Annotated in this window: 21 protein-coding genes and 2 tRNA genes; 9 read left to right on the top strand and 14 right to left on the bottom strand. The window is 64.7% G+C overall.

Annotated elements, in window-relative coordinates:
- Positions 1-3: 3 nt before the first annotated feature.
- Together sugE and rdgC are read right to left on the bottom strand one after the other, a co-directional pair.
- Positions 4-318: a quaternary ammonium compound efflux SMR transporter SugE gene (sugE, locus tag DBO85_RS03205; protein ID WP_108105177.1), complete on the bottom strand. Its 315-nt coding sequence runs from the start codon at positions 316-318 to the stop codon at positions 4-6.
- A 119-nt stretch (positions 319-437) separates the two neighbouring features.
- The gene (gene rdgC, locus DBO85_RS03200; protein ID WP_108105175.1) at positions 438-1358 is read right to left on the bottom strand and encodes a recombination-associated protein RdgC; all 921 of its coding nucleotides are present in this window, start codon (positions 1356-1358) and stop codon (positions 438-440) included.
- A gap of 158 nt (positions 1359-1516) precedes the next feature.
- Here rdgC and DBO85_RS03195 point away from each other — a divergent pair.
- The 7 genes from DBO85_RS03195 to DBO85_RS03165 all read left to right on the top strand — a co-directional run bounded on the left by DBO85_RS03195 (position 1517) and on the right by DBO85_RS03165 (position 4599).
- A tRNA-Val gene (locus DBO85_RS03195) sits at positions 1517-1592 on the top strand.
- Positions 1593-1607: 15 nt separating this feature from the next.
- Positions 1608-1684, top strand: a tRNA-Asp gene (locus tag DBO85_RS03190).
- Between the two features lie 165 nt (positions 1685-1849).
- Entirely contained in the window at positions 1850-2608 is a 759-nt protein-coding gene (locus DBO85_RS03185) for an FKBP-type peptidyl-prolyl cis-trans isomerase (protein WP_108105174.1), read from the top strand.
- 338 nt (positions 2609-2946) lie between these two features.
- Positions 2947-3378 (top strand): YkvA family protein, encoded by a 432-nt coding sequence (locus DBO85_RS03180; RefSeq protein WP_108105172.1) that lies wholly within the window; start codon positions 2947-2949, stop codon positions 3376-3378.
- 65 nt (positions 3379-3443) lie between these two features.
- Positions 3444-3770 carry a helix-turn-helix domain-containing protein gene (locus DBO85_RS03175; RefSeq protein WP_108105170.1) on the top strand — a complete coding sequence of 109 codons (327 nt, stop codon included), beginning with the start codon at positions 3444-3446 and terminating at the stop codon, positions 3768-3770.
- A complete protein-coding gene (locus tag DBO85_RS03170) occupies positions 3767-4132 on the top strand; it encodes a hypothetical protein (protein WP_108105168.1) in 366 nt (121 codons plus the stop codon). The genes DBO85_RS03175 and DBO85_RS03170 overlap by 4 nt, the downstream gene beginning before the upstream one ends.
- Positions 4132-4599 (top strand): SEL1-like repeat protein, encoded by a 468-nt coding sequence (locus DBO85_RS03165; protein WP_108105166.1) that lies wholly within the window; start codon positions 4132-4134, stop codon positions 4597-4599. The genes DBO85_RS03170 and DBO85_RS03165 overlap by 1 nt, the downstream gene beginning before the upstream one ends.
- Positions 4600-4609: 10 nt before the next feature.
- Here DBO85_RS03165 and DBO85_RS03160 read toward each other — a convergent pair whose 3' ends face one another.
- Together DBO85_RS03160 and DBO85_RS03155 are read right to left on the bottom strand one after the other, a co-directional pair.
- Positions 4610-6373 (bottom strand): bifunctional diguanylate cyclase/phosphodiesterase, encoded by a 1764-nt coding sequence (locus DBO85_RS03160; RefSeq protein WP_108105163.1) that lies wholly within the window; start codon positions 6371-6373, stop codon positions 4610-4612.
- Between the two features lie 95 nt (positions 6374-6468).
- The gene (locus DBO85_RS03155) at positions 6469-8547 is read right to left on the bottom strand and encodes a carboxy terminal-processing peptidase (RefSeq protein WP_456107127.1); all 2079 of its coding nucleotides are present in this window, start codon (positions 8545-8547) and stop codon (positions 6469-6471) included.
- 260 nt (positions 8548-8807) lie between these two features.
- Between DBO85_RS03155 and DBO85_RS03150 the strand changes: the two genes are divergently transcribed.
- Complete coding sequence (locus DBO85_RS03150; RefSeq protein WP_108105160.1) at positions 8808-9770, top strand: NAD(P)H-quinone oxidoreductase; 963 nt, start codon at positions 8808-8810, stop codon at positions 9768-9770.
- Between the two features lies 1 nt (position 9771).
- Here DBO85_RS03150 and DBO85_RS03145 read toward each other — a convergent pair whose 3' ends face one another.
- Positions 9772-10371, bottom strand: coding sequence for a GNAT family N-acetyltransferase (locus DBO85_RS03145; protein ID WP_199286982.1), 600 nt, complete (start codon positions 10369-10371; stop codon positions 9772-9774).
- A gap of 151 nt (positions 10372-10522) precedes the next feature.
- Here DBO85_RS03145 and DBO85_RS03140 point away from each other — a divergent pair, with 151 nt between their 5' ends.
- The gene (locus DBO85_RS03140) at positions 10523-11797 is read left to right on the top strand and encodes an HD-GYP domain-containing protein (protein ID WP_108105158.1); all 1275 of its coding nucleotides are present in this window, start codon (positions 10523-10525) and stop codon (positions 11795-11797) included.
- On the opposite strand, the gene DBO85_RS03135 is transcribed toward DBO85_RS03140, so the two are convergent.
- The 9 genes from DBO85_RS03135 to DBO85_RS03095 form a co-directional block, all read right to left on the bottom strand.
- A complete protein-coding gene (locus tag DBO85_RS03135) occupies positions 11782-12036 on the bottom strand; it encodes a hypothetical protein (protein ID WP_108105156.1) in 255 nt (84 codons plus the stop codon). The genes DBO85_RS03140 and DBO85_RS03135 overlap by 16 nt on opposite strands.
- Before the next feature lie 72 nt (positions 12037-12108).
- A complete protein-coding gene (locus DBO85_RS03130; protein ID WP_108105154.1) occupies positions 12109-13602 on the bottom strand; it encodes a methyl-accepting chemotaxis protein in 1494 nt (497 codons plus the stop codon).
- A gap of 70 nt (positions 13603-13672) precedes the next feature.
- Positions 13673-14944 carry an SAM-dependent methyltransferase gene (locus tag DBO85_RS03125; protein WP_108105152.1) on the bottom strand — a complete coding sequence of 424 codons (1272 nt, stop codon included), beginning with the start codon at positions 14942-14944 and terminating at the stop codon, positions 13673-13675.
- Positions 14931-15746, bottom strand: coding sequence for a DUF1365 domain-containing protein (locus DBO85_RS03120; RefSeq protein WP_108105150.1), 816 nt, complete (start codon positions 15744-15746; stop codon positions 14931-14933). The genes DBO85_RS03125 and DBO85_RS03120 overlap by 14 nt, the downstream gene beginning before the upstream one ends.
- On the bottom strand, positions 15743-16990 hold the full coding sequence (locus DBO85_RS03115) for an NAD(P)/FAD-dependent oxidoreductase (protein WP_108105148.1): 1248 nt from the start codon (positions 16988-16990) through the stop codon (positions 15743-15745). Before DBO85_RS03115 ends, DBO85_RS03120 begins: the two co-directional genes overlap by 4 nt.
- Entirely contained in the window at positions 16987-17754 is a 768-nt protein-coding gene (locus tag DBO85_RS03110; protein WP_108105146.1) for an SDR family NAD(P)-dependent oxidoreductase, read from the bottom strand. The genes DBO85_RS03115 and DBO85_RS03110 overlap by 4 nt, the downstream gene beginning before the upstream one ends.
- On the bottom strand, positions 17751-18179 hold the full coding sequence (locus DBO85_RS03105) for a nuclear transport factor 2 family protein (protein WP_108105145.1): 429 nt from the start codon (positions 18177-18179) through the stop codon (positions 17751-17753). Before DBO85_RS03105 ends, DBO85_RS03110 begins: the two co-directional genes overlap by 4 nt.
- Complete coding sequence (gene phrB / locus DBO85_RS03100; RefSeq protein ID WP_108105143.1) at positions 18176-19606, bottom strand: deoxyribodipyrimidine photo-lyase; 1431 nt, start codon at positions 19604-19606, stop codon at positions 18176-18178. Before phrB ends, DBO85_RS03105 begins: the two co-directional genes overlap by 4 nt.
- Positions 19603-20547 carry a MerR family transcriptional regulator gene (locus DBO85_RS03095; protein ID WP_108105141.1) on the bottom strand — a complete coding sequence of 315 codons (945 nt, stop codon included), beginning with the start codon at positions 20545-20547 and terminating at the stop codon, positions 19603-19605. The genes phrB and DBO85_RS03095 overlap by 4 nt, the downstream gene beginning before the upstream one ends.
- Between the last annotated feature and the right edge of the window lie 2 nt (positions 20548-20549).

Raw genomic sequence — 20549 nt, 5'->3', positions numbered from 1 at the left:
GGGTCAGTGCGAGAGCTTCAGTCCTACCAGGCCGATCAGAATCAGCAGCACGCTGAGCAGGCGCGCCGGTGAAACGCTCTCGCCAAACAGCCAGATCCCGGCCACGACTGTGCCGACTGCGCCGATACCGCTCCATAGCGCATAGGCAGTGCCTAGGGGCAGATGCTTCATTGCCATTCCCAGCAGCGTCAGGCTGGTGATGAGCGCTGCCAGCGTCAGCGCGGTAGGAAGCGGGCGGCTGAAGCCGTCGCTGTATTTCAGGCCAAGCGCCCAGGCAACTTCGAACAGGCCGGCGAGAAGGAGCAGGAACCAGGACATGGCAGTTTCCTCAGTCGTGATGAACTGAGGGCCGTCCCTCGGAAGCGCTAGGCGCGGCAGGGTCGTCCCTGCCGCGCAGTGGATCCTCTCACCATTGGCGCTCCGTCGCCAACGCCGAGTCAGACGCCTTGCGGTATTTCCTCGCCACCGAGCGCGTCGAACAGGGCGGGGATGAAGTCGATCAGGGTCAGCATCATCAAGGTGAAGCTGGCGTCGAACTGGGCGTGGGCATCGTCGCCTGCGTCCTGATCGGCCTGTTCCTGCAGCAGGTCCTCGAAGCGCAGGCGCTTGACCGCCAGCTTGTCGTCGAGCACGAACGATAGCTTGTCCTGCCAGGCCAGCGACAATTGCGTGACCTGCTTGCCCGAATTCAGATGCAACTGGATTTCCTCGCCGGCCAGATCCTGACGCTTGCAGCGCACCAGGCCGCCGTCCTCATGGGTGTCACGCAGCTCGCATTCGTCGAGTACGTGGAAATCAGCGACTGCCTGGCGGGTCTTGAGCCATTCGGTGAGGGTGGCGCTGGGGGCGATCTTTACCGATACCGGGCGCAGCGGCAGCGAGCCGATGGCTTCGCGCAAAGTGGACAGGAGGTCTTCGGCGCGCTTGGGGCTGGAGGCGTCGACCAGAATCAGTCCCTGCTCGGGCGCGATTGCGGCGAAGGTGCTGGAGCGGCGCAGAAAGGCGCGAGGCAGCAGCGTCTGGACGATGTCGTCCTTGAGTTGGTCGCGCTCCTTCTTGTAGACCTTGCGCATCTGCTCCGCTTCGATCTCGTCGACCTTCTCCTTGAGTGCGTCGCGTACCACGCTGCCCGGCAGGATGCGTTCCTCCTTGCGCGCAGCGATCAGCAGAAAACCCTGGCTGGCATGTGCCAGAGGTGCGTCCGCGCCTTTACCCAGGGGCGCCACGAAACCGTAGGTGGTCAGTTCCTGGCTGGCGCACGGGCGGGCCGGCTTGCTGCCCAGCGCAGTTTCGAGCGCTTCGGCGGAGAAGTCGACCGGCTGGGTCAGGCGATACACGAGAAGGTTGCGGAACCACATGGGGGTGAATCTCCAAGATCGCGGGGGATGCATTATTCCCGCGTTGGAGTGATCGGCCAACCCTAAGCTAAGCCATTGGAAGATCGAAATTTTTTTTCACGCTGGGGGTTGCCAGCAGGGAAGTCGCTCCGTAGAATGCGCCCCACTTCGAGAGTGAAGGGTGATTAGCTCAGCCGGGAGAGCATCTGCCTTACAAGCAGAGGGTCGGCGGTTCGATCCCGTCATCACCCACCAATCTCGGGGTTACGCGCAGCGGTAGTTCAGTCGGTTAGAATACCGGCCTGTCACGCCGGGGGTCGCGGGTTCGAGTCCCGTCCGCTGCGCCATTTTTCCTCCCCAAAGTGACAACGCTACACCCCCTCGCATCACCCGTTCGGGTTCTTCTGAACTTCTCCACATTTCCTGGTTCATATCGCATAGCCTGCTGTCGCGCATGCCTGTTAAGCTCGCGCTCTCACCTGTGAGGCTCCCTGCACGTACAAGGAAAACAAATGAAGAAGCACCCTTTGGCCATTGCTGTGGCCGTCGTCGGCCTGGCACTCGTCGGCTGTGATTCCAAGACCGAACAACCCAAGGCAGCCATGGAGCTGACCACCATCGAGCAGAAGGTCTCCTATGGCCTGGGACTGCAGTGGGGGGACCGTCTGTCCCAGGACAAGTCCGTGCAGCTGGATGCCGATGCCATCGCCCTCGGGGTGAAGGACGCCATGGCGCGCAACGAGTCGCGTCTGAGTGATGAAGACATGCAGGACGCCTTCGACAAGCTGCGCAAGGCATCCGAAGAGAAGCTTGCCGAGCTCGACAAGCAGGCTCAGGAAGCCGGCAAGAAGTATCTGGAAGAGAACGGCAAGCGTGAAGGTGTCGTTACTACCGAGTCGGGCCTGCAGTACGAGGTCCTCGAGAAGGCCGAAGGCGAGCAGCCCAAGCCGGACGACGTGGTCAAGGTCAACTACAAGGGCATGCTCACCGACGGTACCGTCTTCGACGAGTCCGCCAAGCACGGTGGTCCGATCGACCTGCCGCTCAACGGTGGCGTAATCGCCGGCTGGCTCGAGGGGCTTCAACTGATGCATGTAGGCGAAAAAGCCAAGCTCTATGTTCCCTCCGAACTGGCCTATGGAGAGCAGAGTCCGAGCCCGGTGATCCCGGCCAACTCGGTGCTGGTGTTCGAGCTTGAGTTGCTGGCGATCAACCAGCCGCAAACGCTGTCCGATGAAGTGCCGGAGATCGAAGTCCCTGCCGAGCAGTGATGTCGGTTTGAATCACAACGCCCCGCAGGTCGGGGCGTTGTCGTTTTCGGCCTTCAGGGGCTTGAAGAGCGTCGCAAGCGTAGCAGTGTTACTGTTATGCACAATCGAGCAGGGGCTGAGGTTGCGCCTTATCGCTGCGCGTCCAGTGTCTTTATTTGTTTTCAAGTTATTGTTTTTAAAAGATTTTATTCGGTGAACAAAAAGTGCCCGATTTGACTGCAGGCCTTGTGGTTCGGGGCCTTGGGCAAATCATTCAACTTCTGTTCACAGTGTTATCCACAGCTTTGGTGGATAACTCCAGCAACCCCAGTCAGGCCGCGGCCTGGCAAGGAGTCCGAATGAAACTGCCTTCTTCCTTTCCTCGTTACCGTGAGTTGGCCAAGCGCTACCTGGCCGATGGACGACTCCCCCTGCTGCTGTCTGCTGTCTCGCTCAAGGGCGTCCGTCAGGGCGGGCGGCTAGGCAGCACTCGGGATGATCTGGCACTGCTGGGACGCCTCGCGGCAGCCTGGTGGCGCGGTGAGTACCGAGGTATCAGCCGGCAAGCTCTGTTGGCGGTGGTTGCTGCACTTATCTATTTCGTGTCGCCCCTGGATGCGGTGCCCGACTGGCTGTTCGCGGTTGGATTTCTCGATGACATCGCTGTCCTGGCCTGGGTGATGAAAACCTGGCGTGGCGAGCTGGACGTTTTCAGGGGCTGGCTGGAGCGGCGCAGCGCCGATCAGTTGAAGCAGCTGGAGGTGCTGCCGGCTGATCCTGCAGGCTCGTGAAGGGCGAGTTGCGGCGAAGCTGTTACCATGCCGACCGCTCGGCGGGTTTGTTCTAGGAGGAATTCATGAGTGTGCAGGTGATTCTGCGGGATGGAGAGCCCGAGTATGCGGTGCTGCCCTGGGCCGAGTACCAGGCGCTGCGTCGGGCGGCCGGGCAGGGCGGCGAGGCGCCGGGTGTCGAACAGCCCGCTTCGACGTATGCCCCGGCGCTGAGCGAGCTGGCCAGCCTGCGCGAATCCCGCGCGATGGAGGCGGAGCAACTGGCGCGCGCGGCCGGTATCAGTCCGGCCTATCTTGCGATGATCGAGAGCGGCGAACGACTGCCGGATACCGCTATCCGCCGCGCCCTCGCGGTTGCGTTGGGGGTCGATGGCTGGAGTGACGCACAGTGAGCCTGAGCATCAGTCGACAGCAATGGAATGCCCTGATCGAGGCGCTGGACGATGTGCGTCGCCAGCGTCACCTGGTCACCTATCGCGCTCTGCTCGAGCGCCTGGACCTGCCGGCCCCGGCCATGCGCACCCTGGCGCTGGCGCTGGAACATCTGGCGCAGTTGGATGCGAAGGCACAGCGGCCTTTACGTAGCGCGCTGGTGATCAGTCAGGGCGCGAGCCGCCTCCCGCGTACCGGTTTCTTCGAATGCGCCGAGCGTCTGGGTTGCTTCAGCGGGCCGGTGGATGGTCTCGCCGCCGCCTCCTGGCATGCGTCGGAAGTGGCCCGGGTTTTCGAGTTCGATTATCCGGAAGGTGTCTGATGCTCTGGAAGCTGCGTGCACGACTTGGCTACTGGCTGGCACGACGGCTGTTCCACTGGTCCTGGGCGATGCGCCAGCCCCGTCTCTGGCAATGGATACAGGGTCAGTTCGCACGTCTGGCGGCGCTGGGCGATCCCGCCGCACAGAGCTTCTACGGGCACATCCTGCTGTTTCGCGGGCAGGGGTTCGGTGCCCGGGAAGAGGGATTGCGCCTGCTGCGTCTGGCGGCCACGGCCGGGGATCCGAAAAGTGCCTATCAGCTGGGTGTTGTCGCTCTAACGGCTGACCTGAATTCCGAGAGCGATGCCGCCGAGACCGCGCGCTGGTGGCGAGTGGCTGCCGACGCCGGTCACCCGCTTGCCGCTAAGCGTCTGGCGCAGCTGCTGGAAAGTGGTGCGACGGGCCTTGCCGCAGACCCAGTCGCGGCAGCGGTTTATGCCGAGCGTGCCAAGCAGCTCGGTCTTTGAGCGCAACGATTCAGCCCGCCTGCTGCAGGGTGTCTATCAGGTGCATGCTGTAGCCGGGCACCTGCTTGGCACTGCGCTTGGCTTCCGAGGCCAATGCGGCCAGTGCGGCGGCATCCATCCCCACGGCCTGTTCTGCTCGCAGATGAACCACGCCGATCGAGAGGGACAGCAACGAGAACGTCTGGCGTCTGCCGTTGCGGTCGTACTCGAGGAAACAGCCAGCGGCCAGGTGCTCCGGATGATAGAAGCGCCGGCACTGTTGCTGAAACGCCTCCTGTAGTTGCTGTAGCCGTTCCTTCCAGTGATCGGGCCCGAGCACCATGAGAAAGTCATCACCGCCGATGTGGCCGACGAAGTCCTGGCTCGGATCGGCCCTTTCGCTGAGACAACGTGCCAGGCCGAGGAGTACCTCGTCGCCCTTGGCGTAGCCGTAGAGATCGTTGAAGGGTTTGAAGTTGTCGATATCGACGTAGCACACCAGCGCTTCGCGAGGCTGCTCCAGCAGACGGGCCAGGCATTGCTGGATGGGTACATTGCCAGGAAGCAGGGTCAGTGGATTGGCGTGCCTGGCCTGTTCTATCTTCAGCTCGGTGATCAGCTTGAGAACGTCGATGACACGGCCCAGACCGATATAGCGGCCGTTGTCGGTGATGACGAAGTCCTCTTCGATACGCTGTCGCGCGCGGCAGGTCAGCAGTCGGCTGACCTGCTGTATCGACTGGCTGACTTCCACGGCGAGAAAGTCGTTGCTCATCAGTCGGCTGACCGGCTTGCGTGCCAGCAGGTCCGCGGCAAATGGCTTGAGCAGCGCGTCCGAAAGCGCGTGCCGGTGAATGATGCCGACCGGCTGCTGAGCGTCGTCCAGCAGCGCGAGGGAATTCATCCGCGGTTGCTGGCGGAACAGATCGAGGACCTCCGCGATCGGGGTCTGGCGGCTGGCCGCCGGTTGCTCGATCAGCAGTGCCTGCAAGGGACGCTGCTGCTGATCGTGCTGACTGTCCACTGTTCTGGCGGGGCGCGGCAGCAGGCTGGCAACGTCCGTAGGCGGCACTTCCTGGGGGCGGCAGAGCAGGTAGCCCTGCACCAGGTCCACACCCATTTCCGTGAGCACCTGCAGCTCTTCGATCAGCTCGATGCCTTCGGCGATCACCTGGGCGCTGGAGACCCGTGCCATCTTCAGGATCGAGCCGACGAACTCGCGCTTTACCGCATCCAGATGAATGCCGTCGATGAAGTGGCGGTCGATCTTGACGTAATCAGGTCGCAACTGCGCCCACATGCGCAGGCTGGAGTAGCCAGCACCCAGATCGTCCAGGGCGATGGAAAAGCCCATTGCGCGATAGTGCCGCAGCGCGCTGTCGAGCAGATCGAAATCTTCGATCGGTGACTGTTCTGTCAGCTCGATCACCACCCCATCCGCGGCGATGCCGTGTTTCTGCAGCAGCTGGAGCGTACGTCCCGGTTGATGGGCGGGCTCCAGCAGCGTCTCCGGGGATACGTTGAGGAACAGCTTTCCGGGTAGCGCCATGCTGCTGAATCGACTGCAGGCCTTGTCCCGGCAGGCCAGCTCCAGTTCGCTCAGCCGTCCCGCCCGGCGCGCGGTGGCGAACAGAGTCAGCGGGGAGTGCAAGGGTCCGCTGGATGGGCCGCGGGTGAGCGCCTCGTAGCCGAGCAGTCGGCGCTCGGAGAGGCTGACGATGGGCTGGAAAAGGCTGTTCAGGTCGCCGTGAGCGAGGATCGAATCCAGCACGCTCAACTGCTCGGTGACGGTCATGGGGTATCTCGCCGACAGTGAAATGAGAAGGGCCGACATTTCGCCGGCCCTGCTCATTTCACGACAGCTTCATGACCCTTTGGTGACGGAGGGTCTCAGTGGCGCGCGACCCGTTCGCTGAAGTTGAGATAGTCCAGCAGGATACGACCGCTCTCGGTGAGATAGGCATCGTCTTCCGGGCGAGTCTTGTCGTCTTCCGCGAGCATGGCGGTTTCATCTTCCTCTTCGAGCTTGTTCAGCGGCTCTTCACCTCTGGCCTCGCGGCGAGCGTTCTCCAGCGCCAGTTGACGTGCATCGAAATCGGCGTGCTGGGCGCGTCGCTTGGCCTCGTTCAGACTCAGCCTGGTTTCGTTCATCAGCTCCCGGCTCAGGGCCAGACGCTCGCGGCTGTAGACGAAGTCGGGGTCGTTCAGCGTGCGTTGCTCGTGGCGCACCCGAAGCTCGCTCAGGAAGGGCTTGAACGGGTCGCCGGCACCCTTGATCGCCGGTTTGATGCTGTCCCAGGGCATGGCCTCGGGTAGCGCGCTTTCGCCAATTTCCTTGGCATCCAGCAGGCTCGGGTAATCGATGTCCGGCAACACGCCCTGATGCTGGGTACTCTGGCCGGAAACCCGATAGAACTTCGCCAGGGTCAGCTTGAGCTCACCATGGTTGAGCTCCTGAATGGTCTGCACCGTGCCTTTGCCAAAGGTCGGACTGCCGACGATCAGCGCTCGATGATAGTCCTGCATGGCGCCAGCGAAGATTTCCGAGGCGGAGGCGGAAAGACGGTTGACCAATACGGTCATCGGCCCCTTGTAATAGACGCCGGGGCTTTCGTCGGCAAGCACGTCGATCCGGCCGTCGCTGTTGCGTACCAGCACGGTCGGGCCCTCGTCGATGAACAGGCCGGTCAGCTCGGTGGCTTCCTGCAGCGAACCGCCGCCGTTGTTGCGCAAGTCGATCACCAGGCCGTCGACCTTCTCCTGCTCCAGTTCCTTGAGCAGGCGCTTCACGTCGCGGGTGGTGCTCTTGTAGTTCGGATCGCCGGCTCGGTAGGCCTTGAAGTCCAGATAGAAAGTGGGGATTTCGATCACGCCGAGTTTGTACGGCCGACCTTCGTGCTCCAGGGTGATGACCGATTTCTTCGCCGCCTGCTCCTCGAGCTTGACCGCCTCGCGGGTGATGACGACCTGCCTGCTGGTCAGATCGTTCGGCGCATTGCTCGCCGGAATGATTTCCAGGCGAACCTGCGAACCCTTGGGACCGCGGATCAGTTTGACCACCTCGTCCAGGCGCCAGCCGACTACGTCGACCATCTCGTCCTTGCCCTGGCCCACGCCGATAATCTTGTCGGCCGGGGCAATCTGCTTGCTCTTCTCCGCCGGACCTGCCGGAACCAGTCGGACGATCTTCACGTACTCGTTGTCGTTCTGCAGCACCGCGCCTATGCCTTCGAGCGACAGACTCATGTTGATGTCGAAGTTTTCGGCATTCTCCGGAGAGAGGTAGTTGGTGTGCGGATCGTAGGTCTGCGCAAAGGCGTTGACGTAGCTCTGGAACACGTCTTCGCTGCGGGTCTGTTCCAGCCGTGCAAGCTGGTTTCGGTAGCGCTTGGTCAGCAGTTCGCGAATGGCTTCGGGTTCCTTGCCGGCGATCTTCAGGCGCAGGACCTCGTCCTTGACCCGCTTGCGCCAGAGCTCGTCGAGCGCAGCGACGTCGCGTGGCCAGGGCGCGGTGTCACGCTTGACCTCGAGGCTTTCATCGACTGTGAAGTCGATCTTGTCCATCTGCTCGACCTGCTTGAGGGCGAACTTCAGGCGATCACTGAGCCGCGCCAACTGGCGCTTGTACATGATGTAGCCGGGCTGCAGTTCACCGCTCTTGAGGAAGTCGTCGAAGCGGGTGCTCCAGCGATCGAACTCGCGGATATCGCTGGCGGTGAAGTAGCTGCGCGACGGATCGAGCAGCTTGAGGTAGTTCTCGTAGATCTTCTTCGAGCGCTCGTCATCCAGCGGCGGCTTGTTGTAATGGTGGCGCTTGAGCAGCTCGACCACGTTGAGACTGGCGATTACCTGCTCGCGGTCGGGCTGCAGGTATTCCCAATGCTCGGGGCCGCTGGTCTTGGCACTGAGAGGCAGTGCGCCGAGCCCCAGCAGGAGTGCGAGGGTGCTGCGGGTAATGAAGTGCTTCATGCTGGATCGACGCGGGAGCTGGTGATAACGCATATTAGGCCGTCTTGAAGGGTGCCGGTTCCGTCAGCGGGAGCGGCGCACAGGGCAGAAACCTGACGCTGACGAATCGGATTCGGCGGGGTCAGAAGCGGCAAGGCCTGGATGAGTCTAGTGCATGGGCGAGGAATACTGCGTACCGCTTGTTCCACGTACAGCGCTTGCCGGGAATGACCGGACAGCCGTCCGGATCAGGTTCAATCGAAGCTCACTATGGGGGCACCGTGAAGGCATTGCAAGGCGTGAAAGGGGAGCTTGAGTGGTCGGAACACAGCGTTCCGGCTTGTGGTCCGGGTGAGGTTCGCATTCGTGTTGCGGCCGCCGGTCTGAACCGTGCGGACCTGCTGCAGAAGGCCGGTCTGTACCCGCCTCCGGCAGGTGTGGTCGACATTCTCGGGCTCGAATGCTCGGGCGTCATCAGCGAGGTCGGCAGCGGCAGTCGCTGGCAGGTGGGGCAGCGCGTCTGCGCGCTTCTTGCCGGTGGCGGCATGGCCGAGGAAGTGGTGATCGACGAGCGCAGCGTGATGCCGGTGCCCGAAGGGCTCGACCTGCATCAGGCCGCGGCGCTGCCGGAGGTCTATGCGACTGCCTGGCTGAACCTGTTCCAGCTGGCGGGACTGCAGCCGGGCGAGAAGGTCCTGCTGCACGCCGGCGCCAGCGGTGTCGGTTCGGCGGCGATCCAGCTCTGTCGGGCGTTCGGCAATCCCTGTTGGGTCAGCGTCGGCAGTGCCGAGCGGCTGGCCTACTGCGAGGCACTGGGCGCCGAGGGCGGCGCGTTGCGCGGCGAGTCGCTGGAGAGCCTGCGTGACTTCGCACCCTTCGACGTGATTCTCGATCCGGTCGGTGCCAGCTACGCGAAGCTGAACATGGAGCTGCTGGGCGAGGACGGTCGCTGGGTGCTGATCGGCCTGATGGGTGGGCGCGAAGCTGCGCTCGATCTGGCGCAATTGCTGGTGCGACGAATCCGTCTGATCGGCTCGACCCTGCGCACCCGTGATCTGGCGTTCAAGGGCCAGTTACTGGAATCGCTGGTCGACAAGGTCTGGCCGCTGTTTGCCAGCGGCGCGCTGAGTCCGCAGCTGGAAGCGGCCTATCCGATCAAGGATGCCGAGGCCGCGTTCGCCGCGCTGGCGAGCAATCAGGTCTCCGGCAAGCTGGTACTGGTGATCGATCCCGACCTGAGCTGAGTCAGTTGCGCAGCCGCGCCTGCAACCCGGCGCGCACGCTGGGCCATTCGCTGGCGATGATGCTGAAGATCACCGAATCGCGAATGCGTCCGTCGCGCATCACCATGTGGCTGCGCAGCAGCCCTTCTTCGCGTGCGCCGAGGCGTGCGATGGCGTTGCGCGAGGCGTGGTTGAGCAGGTCGGTCAGCAGCTCGACGCGGTTGACCTGCCAGTTCTCGAAAGCGTGCTCGAGCATCAGCAACTTGGCCTCGCTGTTGACGTGGGAGCGTTGCCAGCTACGGCCAATGAAGGTGAAGCCGATTTCCACCCGTCGATGCGCCGCCTCGATGCAACGAAAGCGCGTGCTGCCGGCGATGCGCCCGCTGCACTGGTCGATGGTGGCGAATGCCAGTTCGCGACCTGCCGCAAAGGCGCTCTGCGCTGCCTCGAGAAAGGCCGGCAGCTGCTCGGGGCGAGGGACGCTGGTGACGCCCAGGTTCCACAGTTCGCCATCGCTGATGGCTTCGGCCAGACCCGGCAGATGGCGCTCGTCCAGCGGCTCCAGCCGCACACGCGGGCTTTCCAGGGTGATCTTGCGCACGTCCAGTCGTTTGGCTTGCATGGGTTGCGGCTCCTTCGCTCATTGTCGGGGCTGATGGCAGGGTCTCACCAACGGCGTTGTCGCTGCCGGAACTTGCTCACGCTCGGCTACACTGAATGCCTCTGCGCAGGCGCGACCTGCCGCCCCGCATTCACCGCCCGGAGTTGTCCGCATGGCCAAGGTAATGCGCCTGGAACGGCGCCGGCTGGACGTCGACCAGTTGCAGCTGGGCATGTTCGTTTGCGAGCTGGATCGTCCCTGGGAGTCGACCGACTTCATGTTTCAGGGCTTCCTGCTGGATGATCGGGCTACCCTGGAAGCCGTTCGCGAATGCTGTCGTCATGTGTATGTCGACGACTTTCGCCAGGTTGAAATGCCCGCCGTGACAGTGGTCTCGACGGCACAGAGTGACCTGCCTGCCGTGCCGCTGCGTGACGAGATCGCTCCCGCCGAGCGCAGTCATGCGCGCAGTGCCGCGTTGGTCGAGGATGTGTTCGCCGCTGTGCGTATCGGCCGCGGAATCGACGCACGCGCTTGCCGCGAGGTCGTGCAACAAAGCCTGGACAGTCTGCTGCGCAACGAGAGTGCACTGCTCTGGCTGTCGCGTATCCGCTCGGTTGACGCCTACACCAGTCAGCACTGTCTGGCAGTCTCGGTGATGGCTATGGGCTTCGGCCGGCACCTGGGGCTTGAGCGCGCGGCGTTGGAAGAGTTGGGTATTGCCGGACTGTTGCACGACGTCGGCAAGATAGGCCTCGATCAGAGCATTCTCAATAAGCCCGGCCGCCTGGAGCCGGACGAGTTCGAGCACGTCAAGTCGCACGCCCAGCTCGGTTACTGGATGCTGCGCGGCAGCGCGGGGATGGCTGTTGCGGTGCTCGACGCCGCGCACGGCCATCACGAGCGGCTGGATGGGCAAGGCTACCCGCAAAGGCTGGATGAGACGCAGATCAGCCAGCCGACCCGCATCATCAGCATCGTCGACTGCTTCGATGCGATCACCAGTCACCGCGTCTACGATGCCGCGCGCACGGTCAAGGAAGCCTTTCAGATCCTCATGGACCTGCGTGGCTCTCACTTCGACACCTCGCTGGTGGTGCGTTTCATCGAATGGCTGGGAATCTTCCCGGTCGGCACCCTGGTCGAGCTGCACACCGGTGAGGTGGCGCTGGTGCTGGAGAAGCATCCGCGCTGGCAGCTGCGACCCAAGGTCGTGGTACTGCTCGACGAGCAGGGGCGGCGCTGCACCCCGCGGCTTATCGATCTGGCCAAGGTCAGCGCCGATGGGCTTTCGCAGCCCTATCGCATCACCGTCGGACTGGCCGACGGCGAGCGTGGTCTGAGCATGGCTGACCCGCAGTTGCAGGCACTGCTCGCCAGCCGCGAATTGCTCGCGGAGCTGGAGGATCAGCCCATCTCGAACGACCCTGCTCAAGGACAGCGATAGGGGCTTTCGCTGGCCAGTTCGACCCCGCTGTTGCTGTCGAAGATGCGGACCTGATGGACATTCGGGTTGCCGCACAGGCCCCGGCGCATGGAGTAGATCTGCGAGCCGTGCGCATGAATCATCATGTTCGGCAGGGCGGGCTGGCCGCGGCTGTCCTCGCCGTGGAGGCTGTACTGACCGGAGAGAGTGATACAGCCGCCGAGTAGCAGGCCGGCGCTGAGAGTGCAGATGGCTTTCATGTTTTCGTCCCTGAGTGTGTGGAGGCGCATCCATTGCGCCCGTCTCAGGATAGCCGGGAAATCCGCGTCTGCTCAGCCAACGAGGAAGCGTTCGCTCAGCCCGCCGAGTTGTCCTGCCAGCCGGTGCAGCCGTTCGCCCTGCTGCGCGAGATCGCCCGCCTGGCTGGCATTGCTCTGGGCTACCTGTTGCACGCTGTCCAGATGGCTGCCCATCTCGGCCGAGACGGCAGTCTGCTCATGGGTTGCCGCAGCTATCAGCTCGTTCATCCGGCTGATTGCTTCGATCTCTGTGGCCACTGCCTCCAGCAGCTCCATGGTCTTCTGGCTGTCCTCGACGCAGCGGCCAACGTTCTGGCGGCTTTCCTGCATCGCCTCGGCTGCCTTGCGGCTACCCTGCTGCAGGCGGCTGATGATGTCCTGGATTTCGGTGGTCGAGGTGGCGGTCTTCTGCGCCAGATTGCGCACCTCGTCGGCGACCACGGCGAAACCGCGGCCCTGCTCTCCGGCGCGGGCTGCTTCGATGGCGGCGTTGAGCGCCAGCAGGTTGGTCTGCTCGGCGATGCTGCGGATCACTTCCAGCACCCTGCCGATCTGCTCGGACTGGCCGGCGAGGTCCTGTACCAGCTGGTCCGTGCCGTCGATCCGAGTCGCCAGCAGACCGATCTCGTTGCGCGTCGCCGACACCGCCAGGCGACCTTGCTCGGCCTTGCCATTGGCTTCTCGTGCTGCCTGTGCGGCCAGGTCGGCGTGGCCGGCGACGTCGTCTATGGCGCTGCTCATCTGGCTCATCGCCGCTACCATGTAGGCCGTTTCGTCGAGCTGGCGGCTGGCGCCCTCGCGCAAGTGGCGGGTGGTCTGAGAGAGCCGGCTGGCGCTTTCGTCAAGGCTGCGGGTATCTCCCAGGACCACTCCAACCAGTTGTTCCAGCTGCTCGATGAAGCGGTTGAAGCGCAGGGCCATCGGACCCTGTGACGGGTTGCGCTGGCGCAGGTCGATTCGCTCGCCTTCGGTGAGACTGACGGTGGTCAGCATCAGCGCTTCGCCCTCGCGAGCCTCGATGTTGGCGCGCATGGCCAGATATATGAGGATTGCGCTCTCCAGCACCACGTAGAAGGCGTGCAGCCAGACGATGCTCCAGCTGCCCTGGGGGATCATGAAGACGTTGACGCCCTGCAACTGCAGGGCGAAGAAACCCAGATGGTGCATCGCGATGGTCAGGGCCGCGACCAGAATCGGCAGCCAGTCGCGGTAGTACACCAGGAAGGCGAGCAGGGCAAAGATGCCGAAGTGCATCTCCAGCATGCCGTGGGCCTGGTTGATGTGCAGCGCAGCCATGGCCATGAAGGCTATGCCGAACAGGCAGCGTAACAGGCGTTCGCCAGGGATCAGCGCCGTGAGCAGGCTCAGCGCCAGAGCACTCAGTCCACCTATTGTCAGTGCCTGGCCCCAGGAGCCGGTGAAGCCGGCCAGCACCAGCGCGTAGAGAAACAGGAACCAGAGCACGCCGAGCATGATCCGGTCAGCCTTCCGGTAGTGCTGCTGGAGGGTGACGGCGGCATGGCTCATCGGCTGTTCCTGGTCAGCATGACGTAGTCTCGAACAGGTGGCTGAAACGCGGCCCGCGCCAGGCGCGATCTCACGGAAGTGGCTTCTCGAACAGCGGTTCGCGGCGTGCCTGCGGCTTGGCCAGCAGCAGTTGTGCCGTGCCGATGCCGCGCTCGATGAAGCCGCCCTCGCAGTAGCACAGGTAGAACTCCCACATGCGGTAAAAGTAGTCGTCGTAGCCGAGACGCTCCAGTTCGTGGCGGGCGCGACGCAGGTTCTCGTGCCACAGGCGTAGCGTGCGCGCGTAGTGCTGGCCGAAGTCCTCCATGTGCAGCAGGTTGAGGTCACTGTCGCTGGTCGCGACCTCGAGCATGCGGTTGAGCGAGGGCAGGAAGCCGCCGGGGAAGATGTAGCGCTGGATGAAGTCCACCGAGCGCCGTGCCTGCTGGTAGCGCTGGTCGCGAATGGTGATTGCCTGCAGCAGCATCAGCCCGTCGGGCTTGAGCAGATGCGCGCACTGGCGGAAGTACTCGGGCAGGTAGCGATGACCGACTGCTTCGATCATCTCGATCGACACCAGCTTGTCGTACTGGCCGGTCAGGTCGCGGTAGTCCTTGAGCAGCAGGGTGACGCGATCCTGTAGACCCTGCTCGAGGATGCGCTGCCGGGTGTGGGCATACTGCTGCTGCGACAGGGTCGTGGTGGTGACGCGGCAGCCGTAGTGGGTGGCCGCGTAGAGCGCCATGCTGCCCCAGCCGGTGCCGATTTCCAGCAGGTGGTCGCCGGGTTTGAGATCGAGCTTGCGGCAGATGCGTTCGAGCTTGTTCAGCTGCGCCTGCTCCAGGCTGTCGTCGGCGCGTTCGAACATGGCCGCCGAGTACATCATGGTCGGGTCGAGGAACTGCTCGAACAGCTCGTTGCCCAGGTCGTAATGGGCGGCGATGTTGCGCCGCGAGCCGTCGCGGGTGTTGCGATTCAGCCAGTGCAGGCCGCGCACCAGGGGGCGGCCGAGCAGCGCCAGGCCACCCTCCATGGCATCCAGTACGTCGAGGTTGGCGACGAACAGGCGGATCACCGCGGTGAGGTCGGGGCTGCTCCAGTAACCGTGGATATACGCCTCACCCGCGCCGATCGAGCCGTTGCTGGCGATCAGGCCCCAGGCGGCGCTGTCGTGGACATGAATTTCCGCGCGCAGCGGCGCGTCGGCGCAGCCGAAATGCAGGTGTTCGCCCCCTTCATGGACCAGCAGGTGACCGGTTTTCAGGCTCGCCAGCTGACGCAGCACCAGGCGCCGCAACAGGCCGGCAACGATACCGCTGGCCGCCAGAGGGTTGGCTTTGACCGACAGGCTAGTGCTCTTCATGACTGCGCTCCTGAGGCGATGGGGTGGCCAGTCCGTAGGGGCCACGCGAAGGTTGGTGGTTGAACAGGGGAATGCGTTTGATGGCCAGGCGCAGGGCCTGCCAATAGATGGCGGCGAGGGTCTTGCCGGTCATCCAGGGAAAGCGCAGCAGCTGGCGATGCAGGCTGGCGCGGGTAAGAGCTTCGCGCTGCAGCGCAAGGCCCGCCTGGAACAGGCGCGTCTCGCCCTGCCAGTCTTCCATCTGCACCGTCAGGCGCTCGCCCGGCGGCCCAAGGCGCATGCGGTACTCCAGATCCAGCGGCAGGAAGGGCGAGACGTGAAACTGCTTGGCCAACGCAAAGCGCTGGGGCAACTCGGCGGTCACCGGCAGTACGTAGTGATAGCGCTGCCGCCAGGGCGTGTTGCTGACCTCGCAGAGCACCGCGCGCAGTTGCTCGTCGCGGTCGAAGCAGTAGAAGAAGCTCACCGGGTTGAACGACAGCCCCCAACTGCGTGCCTGGGTCAGCAGACGCACCGGGCCGTCGAATGTCTCGCCGAGGATCTCGCCGACCCGTGCGCGCACCGCGTCGACCAGACGCACGCCGGCGCTGGTGTAGTCGGGCAGGTAGTCGGTCTCGCGAAAGGCGAAGGGCTGCCAGCGGCCATTGCCGGCCAGCGGCGAGAGCGCGAACAGCGCCTGCTGCTCATCCAGATCCAGATACAGAAGCCCCATGCGGTAGCGGAAGGCGTGCACGCGCGGCGCAAAGCGGCGGTGCTGGACCCAGCCGCTGTACAGGGCGCTATGGCGGATCTCGCCGCTCACGGCTCGATGCCCAGTGCGCGGGCCACGCGCAGTCCGCTGACCACGCCGTCCTCATGGAAGCCGTTGGCCCAGTAGGCGCCGCAGAAGTAGCTGTGCTGCGGTCCCTGCAGCTCGTCGACGCGCGCCTGAGCCTTCAGCCCAGGCAGGCTGAACTGCGGATGGGCGTAGGTGAAGCGGTCGATCACCTTGGCCGGATCGATGGCGTCACTCTGGTTGAGGCTGACGCAGAAGGTCTCCGGCGCATCCAGACCCTGGAGGATGTTCATGTCGTAGGTCACCGCTGCCGGCTGCTGGCGCGGCCCGCCAAGGCGGTAGTTCCAGCTGGCCCAGGCCAGGCGCCGGCGCGGCAGCAGGGTGGTGTCGCAGTGCAGCACCACCTCGTTGTCGGCATAGCGCAGGGCGCCGAGGATTTCCTGCTCGGGCCGGCTGGGGGTGGCGAGCATCGCCAGGGCCTGATCGCTGTGGCAGGCGAAGACCACCTTGTCGAAACGTTCGCTGCCGGCAGTGCTGTGCAGGGTGACACCGTCCGCATCGCGCTCGACGCGCTGCACCGGACAGTTCAGCCGGATGGCTCCCGCGAAGCTGCGGGTCAATGGCTCGATATAGGCGCTGGAGCCGCCCTTGACCACGTACCACTGCGGCCGGTTGCTGATCGACAGCAGGCCGTGGTTCTTGAAGAACCGGACGAAGAACTGCAGCGGGAAGTCGAGCATGTCGGCCAGCGACATGGACCAGATCGCCGCGCCCATCGGCACGATGTAGTGATCGATGAAGCGCGTGCCGTAGCCGCCCAGCGTCAGGTAGCGACCCAGGGTGGTGTCGGCGGCAATGCGCCCGTGCTGCAGATCGTCCAGGGCTTCGCGGTTGAACCTGAGAATGTCGCGCAGCATGCCCCAGAAACCGGGCGAGAGCAGATTGCGACGCTGGGCGAACAGGCTGTTGAGGTTGTTGCCGTTGTACTCCAGGCCGCTGGCCGGGTCGTTCACCGAGAAGCTCATCTCGGTCGGCTGGTAGTCCACGCCGAGCTCGCCGAGCAGACGGATGAAGTTGGGGTAGGTCCAGTCGTTGAAGACGATGAAGCCGGTGTCCAGCGCATAGTCGCGTTCGCCCCGGCTAACCTTGACGGTGTGGGTGTGGCCGCCGATCCAGTCGGCGGCTTCGAATACGCTGACCTCGTGCTGGCGGGCCAGCAGGTAGGCGCTGGTCAGCCCCGAGATACCGCTGCCGATGATGGCAATCTTCATGCTTGAGGTTCCTTGGCGGGACGGGCCAGGCGTCTGCCCAGCGCCAGGCGCAGGCCGGCGGGCAGACCGCCGAGGGCCTTGAGAATCAGGATGAACAGGCCGGGGAAGGTGATTTCCAGCGGCTGCTGGTCCAGGCGTTCAGCGATGTGCCGGGCGGCGCGTTCGACCGGCCAGCGCATCGGCATGGGGAAGTCGTTCTGCCGGGTCAGCGGGGTGTCGACGAAGCCGGGGCTGACCAGGGTGACGGCGATGCCCTCGTCAGCCAGATCGATACGCAGTGATTCGAGCAAGTAGCGCAGCCCGGCCTTGGAGGCACCGTAGGCCTCGGCGCGTGGCAGGGCGAGAAAAGTCACCGAGCTGCCGACGCCGACCAGCTGCGGCCGATCTCCCTGGCGCAGCAGCGGCAGAGCGGCCTCGATGCAGTGTGCCGGCGCCAGCAGGTTGGTGCGCACCACGCGCTCGATCAGCGCCGCGTCGAAGTGCGCAGCGTCCAGGTATTCGCAGGTGCCGGCGTTGAGGATCACGCAGTCCAGTGCGCCCCACTCGCGCTGGATGGTCGCGCCAATCGCATGCACCTGGGCCGGCTCGGTGAGATCGCCCGGCAGCACCAGGACTTGTCCCGGGAAACGCGCGGCCAGGGTCTGCAAGGGCTCCTCGCGGCGGGCGCTGAGCGCCAGCTGATGGCCGTTCTGCAGCAGCTCTTCGGCCAGCGCCGCGCCGATGCCGCTGCTGGCGCCAGTGAGCCAGATGCGTCGTGCGTTCATGCCAGTCGTCCCTTCAGCCAGCGGATGATCCTGCCCAGCAGCGGCAGGTGTTCGTAGAGCAGGGCGCCGGCATCGAAGTAGTCACGATGACGCACGACCCTGCCGGCAGCGTTCCAGCGCAGGAAGGAGCAGCCCTCGACGCAGATCACCTGGCCGCTCGCCAGGCGCGGATGGCGAAAGCGCATGCTCCAGCGCAGGTAGCCTTCGCCGTCGCGTACCTGATCCATGCCGTGGAAGTCGAATTCGAGCGCTTCGACGTTGGCGTAGAGATGGTCGAAATAGTCCCGCAGGGCTGACAGACCATGCACCTCGTGCAGCGGGTCGGAGAAGTGCACCTGCTCGTCATAGAGCTGGCCCAGTCGCGCCAGGTTGTCGGCATCCAGCGCGGCGAAGGCGCGGGCGAAATCGTTGAGAAAGGTGCTCATGGACGCAGCTCCGCAAGGTGCTTGAAGGCGCTCAGCGCCCGTTCGCGCGAACGCGAAAGGTCGACGATCGGGCGCGGGTAGGCTGGTGCGTCGAACAGTCCGCCGAGGGCGGCCGGGTCGTGGATGTCGCGGGCAGAAAGATGGGCCAGTTCCGGTACCCAGGTACGGATGAAGCTGCCGTCCGGGTCGAAGCGGCGCGACTGGCTGAGCGGGTTGAACAGGCGAAAGTAGGGCACCGAGTCGGTCCCGGTGGAGGCGCTCCACTGCCAGCCGCCATTGTTCGCCGCGAGGTCGCCGTCGATCAGGTGGCGCATGAACCAGCGCTCGCCCTCACGCCAGTCGATCAACAGGTTCTTGCTCAGGAACATCGCCACCAGCATGCGCAGACGGTTGTGCATCCAGCCGGTGGCACGCAGCTGGCGCATGGCCGCATCGATCAGCGGGAATCCGGTATTGCCGGCCTGCCAGGCGGCCAGCTCCTCGGGGGCGTGGCGCCAGGGCAGGGCGTCGGTTTCGCGGCGGAAGGCACGGTGCATCGAGACCCGCGGGAAGCCGACCAGTACGTGCTTGTAGAACTCGCGCCAGAGCAGCTCGCCGATCCAGCAGACGACGCCGGGGCTGCCGCTGTCGAACTCGCCCTGATTGATGCGCAGGGCGGCGTGCAGGCACTGGCGCGGCGACAGCACACCGGCGGCGAGATACGGCGATAGCTGACTGGTGCCGTCCAGCGCGGGGAAGTCGCGGGTCGCCTGGTAGTCGTCGAGGCGTTGTTCGGCGAAGTCGTCGAGAGCACGCGAGGCGCCGTCCTCGCCCGCCGGCCAGTGCTGGTGGATCTGCGCGGACGTCGCAGCGAAGTGCTCGACGCCTTCGGGCAGCGGATCGCTGGCAATGGCCAGCGGCGCCTGCGCGGCGGGCTCGGCGAGAACCGCCGGTACACCGAGTTGCAGGCGAGCATGGCAGAGCTTGCGGAACTGGCCGAAGACCTGGAAGTAGGTGTCGCTGCGGGTCAGCAGGGTGCCCGGGGCGAACAGCAGCTGGTCGAGGTGGCTGTGCAGGGCAATGTTGTCGGCGCGCAGACGCTTCGCCACTGCGGCGTCGCGGCGACTCTCGTTGACGCCATACTCCTGATTCAGATGCACGGCACGCACGTCATGCTGCTGGCAGACCTGGGCGAGCACGGCGGGCACCCCGGACCAGTCGTCACTGTGTCGCACCAGCAGCGGCACATTCAGCCGCGCCAGGCGCTCTGCCAGCAGGCGCAGATTGCGCAACCAGAAATCCACCTTGCAGGGCGCGTCGTCATGCGCCAGCCATTGTTTCGGGGTGATGACGTAGAGCGCCACTGTCGGCCCGGCCGCCATGGCGGCGTTCAGCGCGGTGTTGTCGCGGCTGCGCAGGTCGCAGCGCAGCCAGAGCAGTTGGGTCATGACGGATTCACCTCGCTGGCGGCGAGCAGGCCGGCAGCCTTGAGCTGGGCGATCGCCTGCAGGGGATCGGCCGCGCTGGCGATGGCCAGGCGCTGCAGATCACTGGCGTGGATGCTGGCGGCGGGGCCGACGAAGATCACCGGGCAGCCGCTCTGCTGCAGCAGCCGCGGCAGCTGGCGCTGGAGGAACTGGCTGTCCTGCGCCTGGCTGGCATAGAGCAGCAGTGCGCGTGGACGCAGGCGCTCGATTGCCAGCTGCAGCTCGGTCGTCGGCACCTGCCACTCGAGCAGTTCGACCGGGCAGTCGGCGCTGGAGGCGAGCCAGGCGCACAGCCAGAGACCCGGCTCGACCGGCTGCTCGCCGAGGTTGGCGAGCAGCAGTGGCGCACCGCCGAGCTGACGGTTGTTGTGGTAGATGCGCAGGCCCAGTTTGCTGCGCAGCCAGCCGTGGAACAGCACCTGCTCCAGACGCGCGCCGAGCTGGCCCTGCCAGCGCTGTTCCAGCGCTGTGAGCAGCGGCATCAGCAACTGCGCGCAGAGGGTAGGCGGCGGGTACAGCGCCATGGCGTGGTTGAAGCGGTCGTCGAGGCTGCGTTCGGCGCACAGGCCGATTGCATCGAGCAGTTCGCCGCGCAACTCGCTCCAGGGGTTGTGCTCATCGTTCAAGGCCACTGGCGGCGCTTCCAGCAGGGTCTTCACCTGGCTCACCGCAACGCCGCGGTTGAGCCAGGTGAGGATGGTCTGCACGCGCTGGACGTGGCCGGCGTCGTAGAGCCGATGGCCCTTGCCGGTGCGCTGCGGCACGATCAGCCCGTAGCGCCGTTCCCAGGCACGCAGGGTGACTGGGTTGACGCCGGTGAGGCGGGCCACTTCGCGGATCGGCAGCCAGCCCTGGGCAAGCGCCTGCTGGTAGCCGTCCGCCTCTTCGAGAGGAATGCTCATGG

This window comes from Pseudomonas mangrovi (genome assembly GCF_003052585.1).
Taxonomy (GTDB): Bacteria; Pseudomonadota; Gammaproteobacteria; order Pseudomonadales; family Pseudomonadaceae; genus Aquipseudomonas; species Aquipseudomonas mangrovi.
This window is presented reverse-complemented; position numbering and strand designations above follow the sequence as displayed.

Bases quoted from the DNA above. Each gene is read 5' to 3' on its own strand.
- sugE (WP_108105177.1), bottom strand. From the start codon at position 318: ATGTCCTGGTTCCTGCTCCTTCTCGCCGGCCTGTTCGAAGTTGCCTGG.
- rdgC (WP_108105175.1), bottom strand. From the start codon at position 1,358: ATGTGGTTCCGCAACCTTCTCGTGTATCGCCTGACCCAGCCGGTCGAC.
- DBO85_RS03185 (WP_108105174.1), top strand. From the start codon at position 1,850: ATGAAGAAGCACCCTTTGGCCATTGCTGTGGCCGTCGTCGGCCTGGCA.
- DBO85_RS03180 (WP_108105172.1), top strand. From the start codon at position 2,947: ATGAAACTGCCTTCTTCCTTTCCTCGTTACCGTGAGTTGGCCAAGCGC.
- DBO85_RS03175 (WP_108105170.1), top strand. From the start codon at position 3,444: ATGAGTGTGCAGGTGATTCTGCGGGATGGAGAGCCCGAGTATGCGGTG.
- DBO85_RS03165 (WP_108105166.1), top strand. From the start codon at position 4,132: ATGCTCTGGAAGCTGCGTGCACGACTTGGCTACTGGCTGGCACGACGG.
- DBO85_RS03160 (WP_108105163.1), bottom strand. From the start codon at position 6,373: ATGACCGTCACCGAGCAGTTGAGCGTGCTGGATTCGATCCTCGCTCAC.
- DBO85_RS03155 (WP_456107127.1), bottom strand. From the start codon at position 8,547: ATGAAGCACTTCATTACCCGCAGCACCCTCGCACTCCTGCTGGGGCTC.
- DBO85_RS03145 (WP_199286982.1), bottom strand. From the start codon at position 10,371: ATGCAAGCCAAACGACTGGACGTGCGCAAGATCACCCTGGAAAGCCCG.
- DBO85_RS03140 (WP_108105158.1), top strand. From the start codon at position 10,523: ATGGCCAAGGTAATGCGCCTGGAACGGCGCCGGCTGGACGTCGACCAG.
- DBO85_RS03135 (WP_108105156.1), bottom strand. From the start codon at position 12,036: ATGAAAGCCATCTGCACTCTCAGCGCCGGCCTGCTACTCGGCGGCTGT.
- DBO85_RS03130 (WP_108105154.1), bottom strand. From the start codon at position 13,602: ATGAGCCATGCCGCCGTCACCCTCCAGCAGCACTACCGGAAGGCTGAC.
- DBO85_RS03125 (WP_108105152.1), bottom strand. From the start codon at position 14,944: ATGAAGAGCACTAGCCTGTCGGTCAAAGCCAACCCTCTGGCGGCCAGC.
- DBO85_RS03115 (WP_108105148.1), bottom strand. From the start codon at position 16,990: ATGAAGATTGCCATCATCGGCAGCGGTATCTCGGGGCTGACCAGCGCC.
- DBO85_RS03110 (WP_108105146.1), bottom strand. From the start codon at position 17,754: ATGAACGCACGACGCATCTGGCTCACTGGCGCCAGCAGCGGCATCGGC.
- DBO85_RS03105 (WP_108105145.1), bottom strand. From the start codon at position 18,179: ATGAGCACCTTTCTCAACGATTTCGCCCGCGCCTTCGCCGCGCTGGAT.
- phrB (WP_108105143.1), bottom strand. From the start codon at position 19,606: ATGACCCAACTGCTCTGGCTGCGCTGCGACCTGCGCAGCCGCGACAAC.
- DBO85_RS03095 (WP_108105141.1), bottom strand. From the start codon at position 20,547: ATGAGCATTCCTCTCGAAGAGGCGGACGGCTACCAGCAGGCGCTTGCC.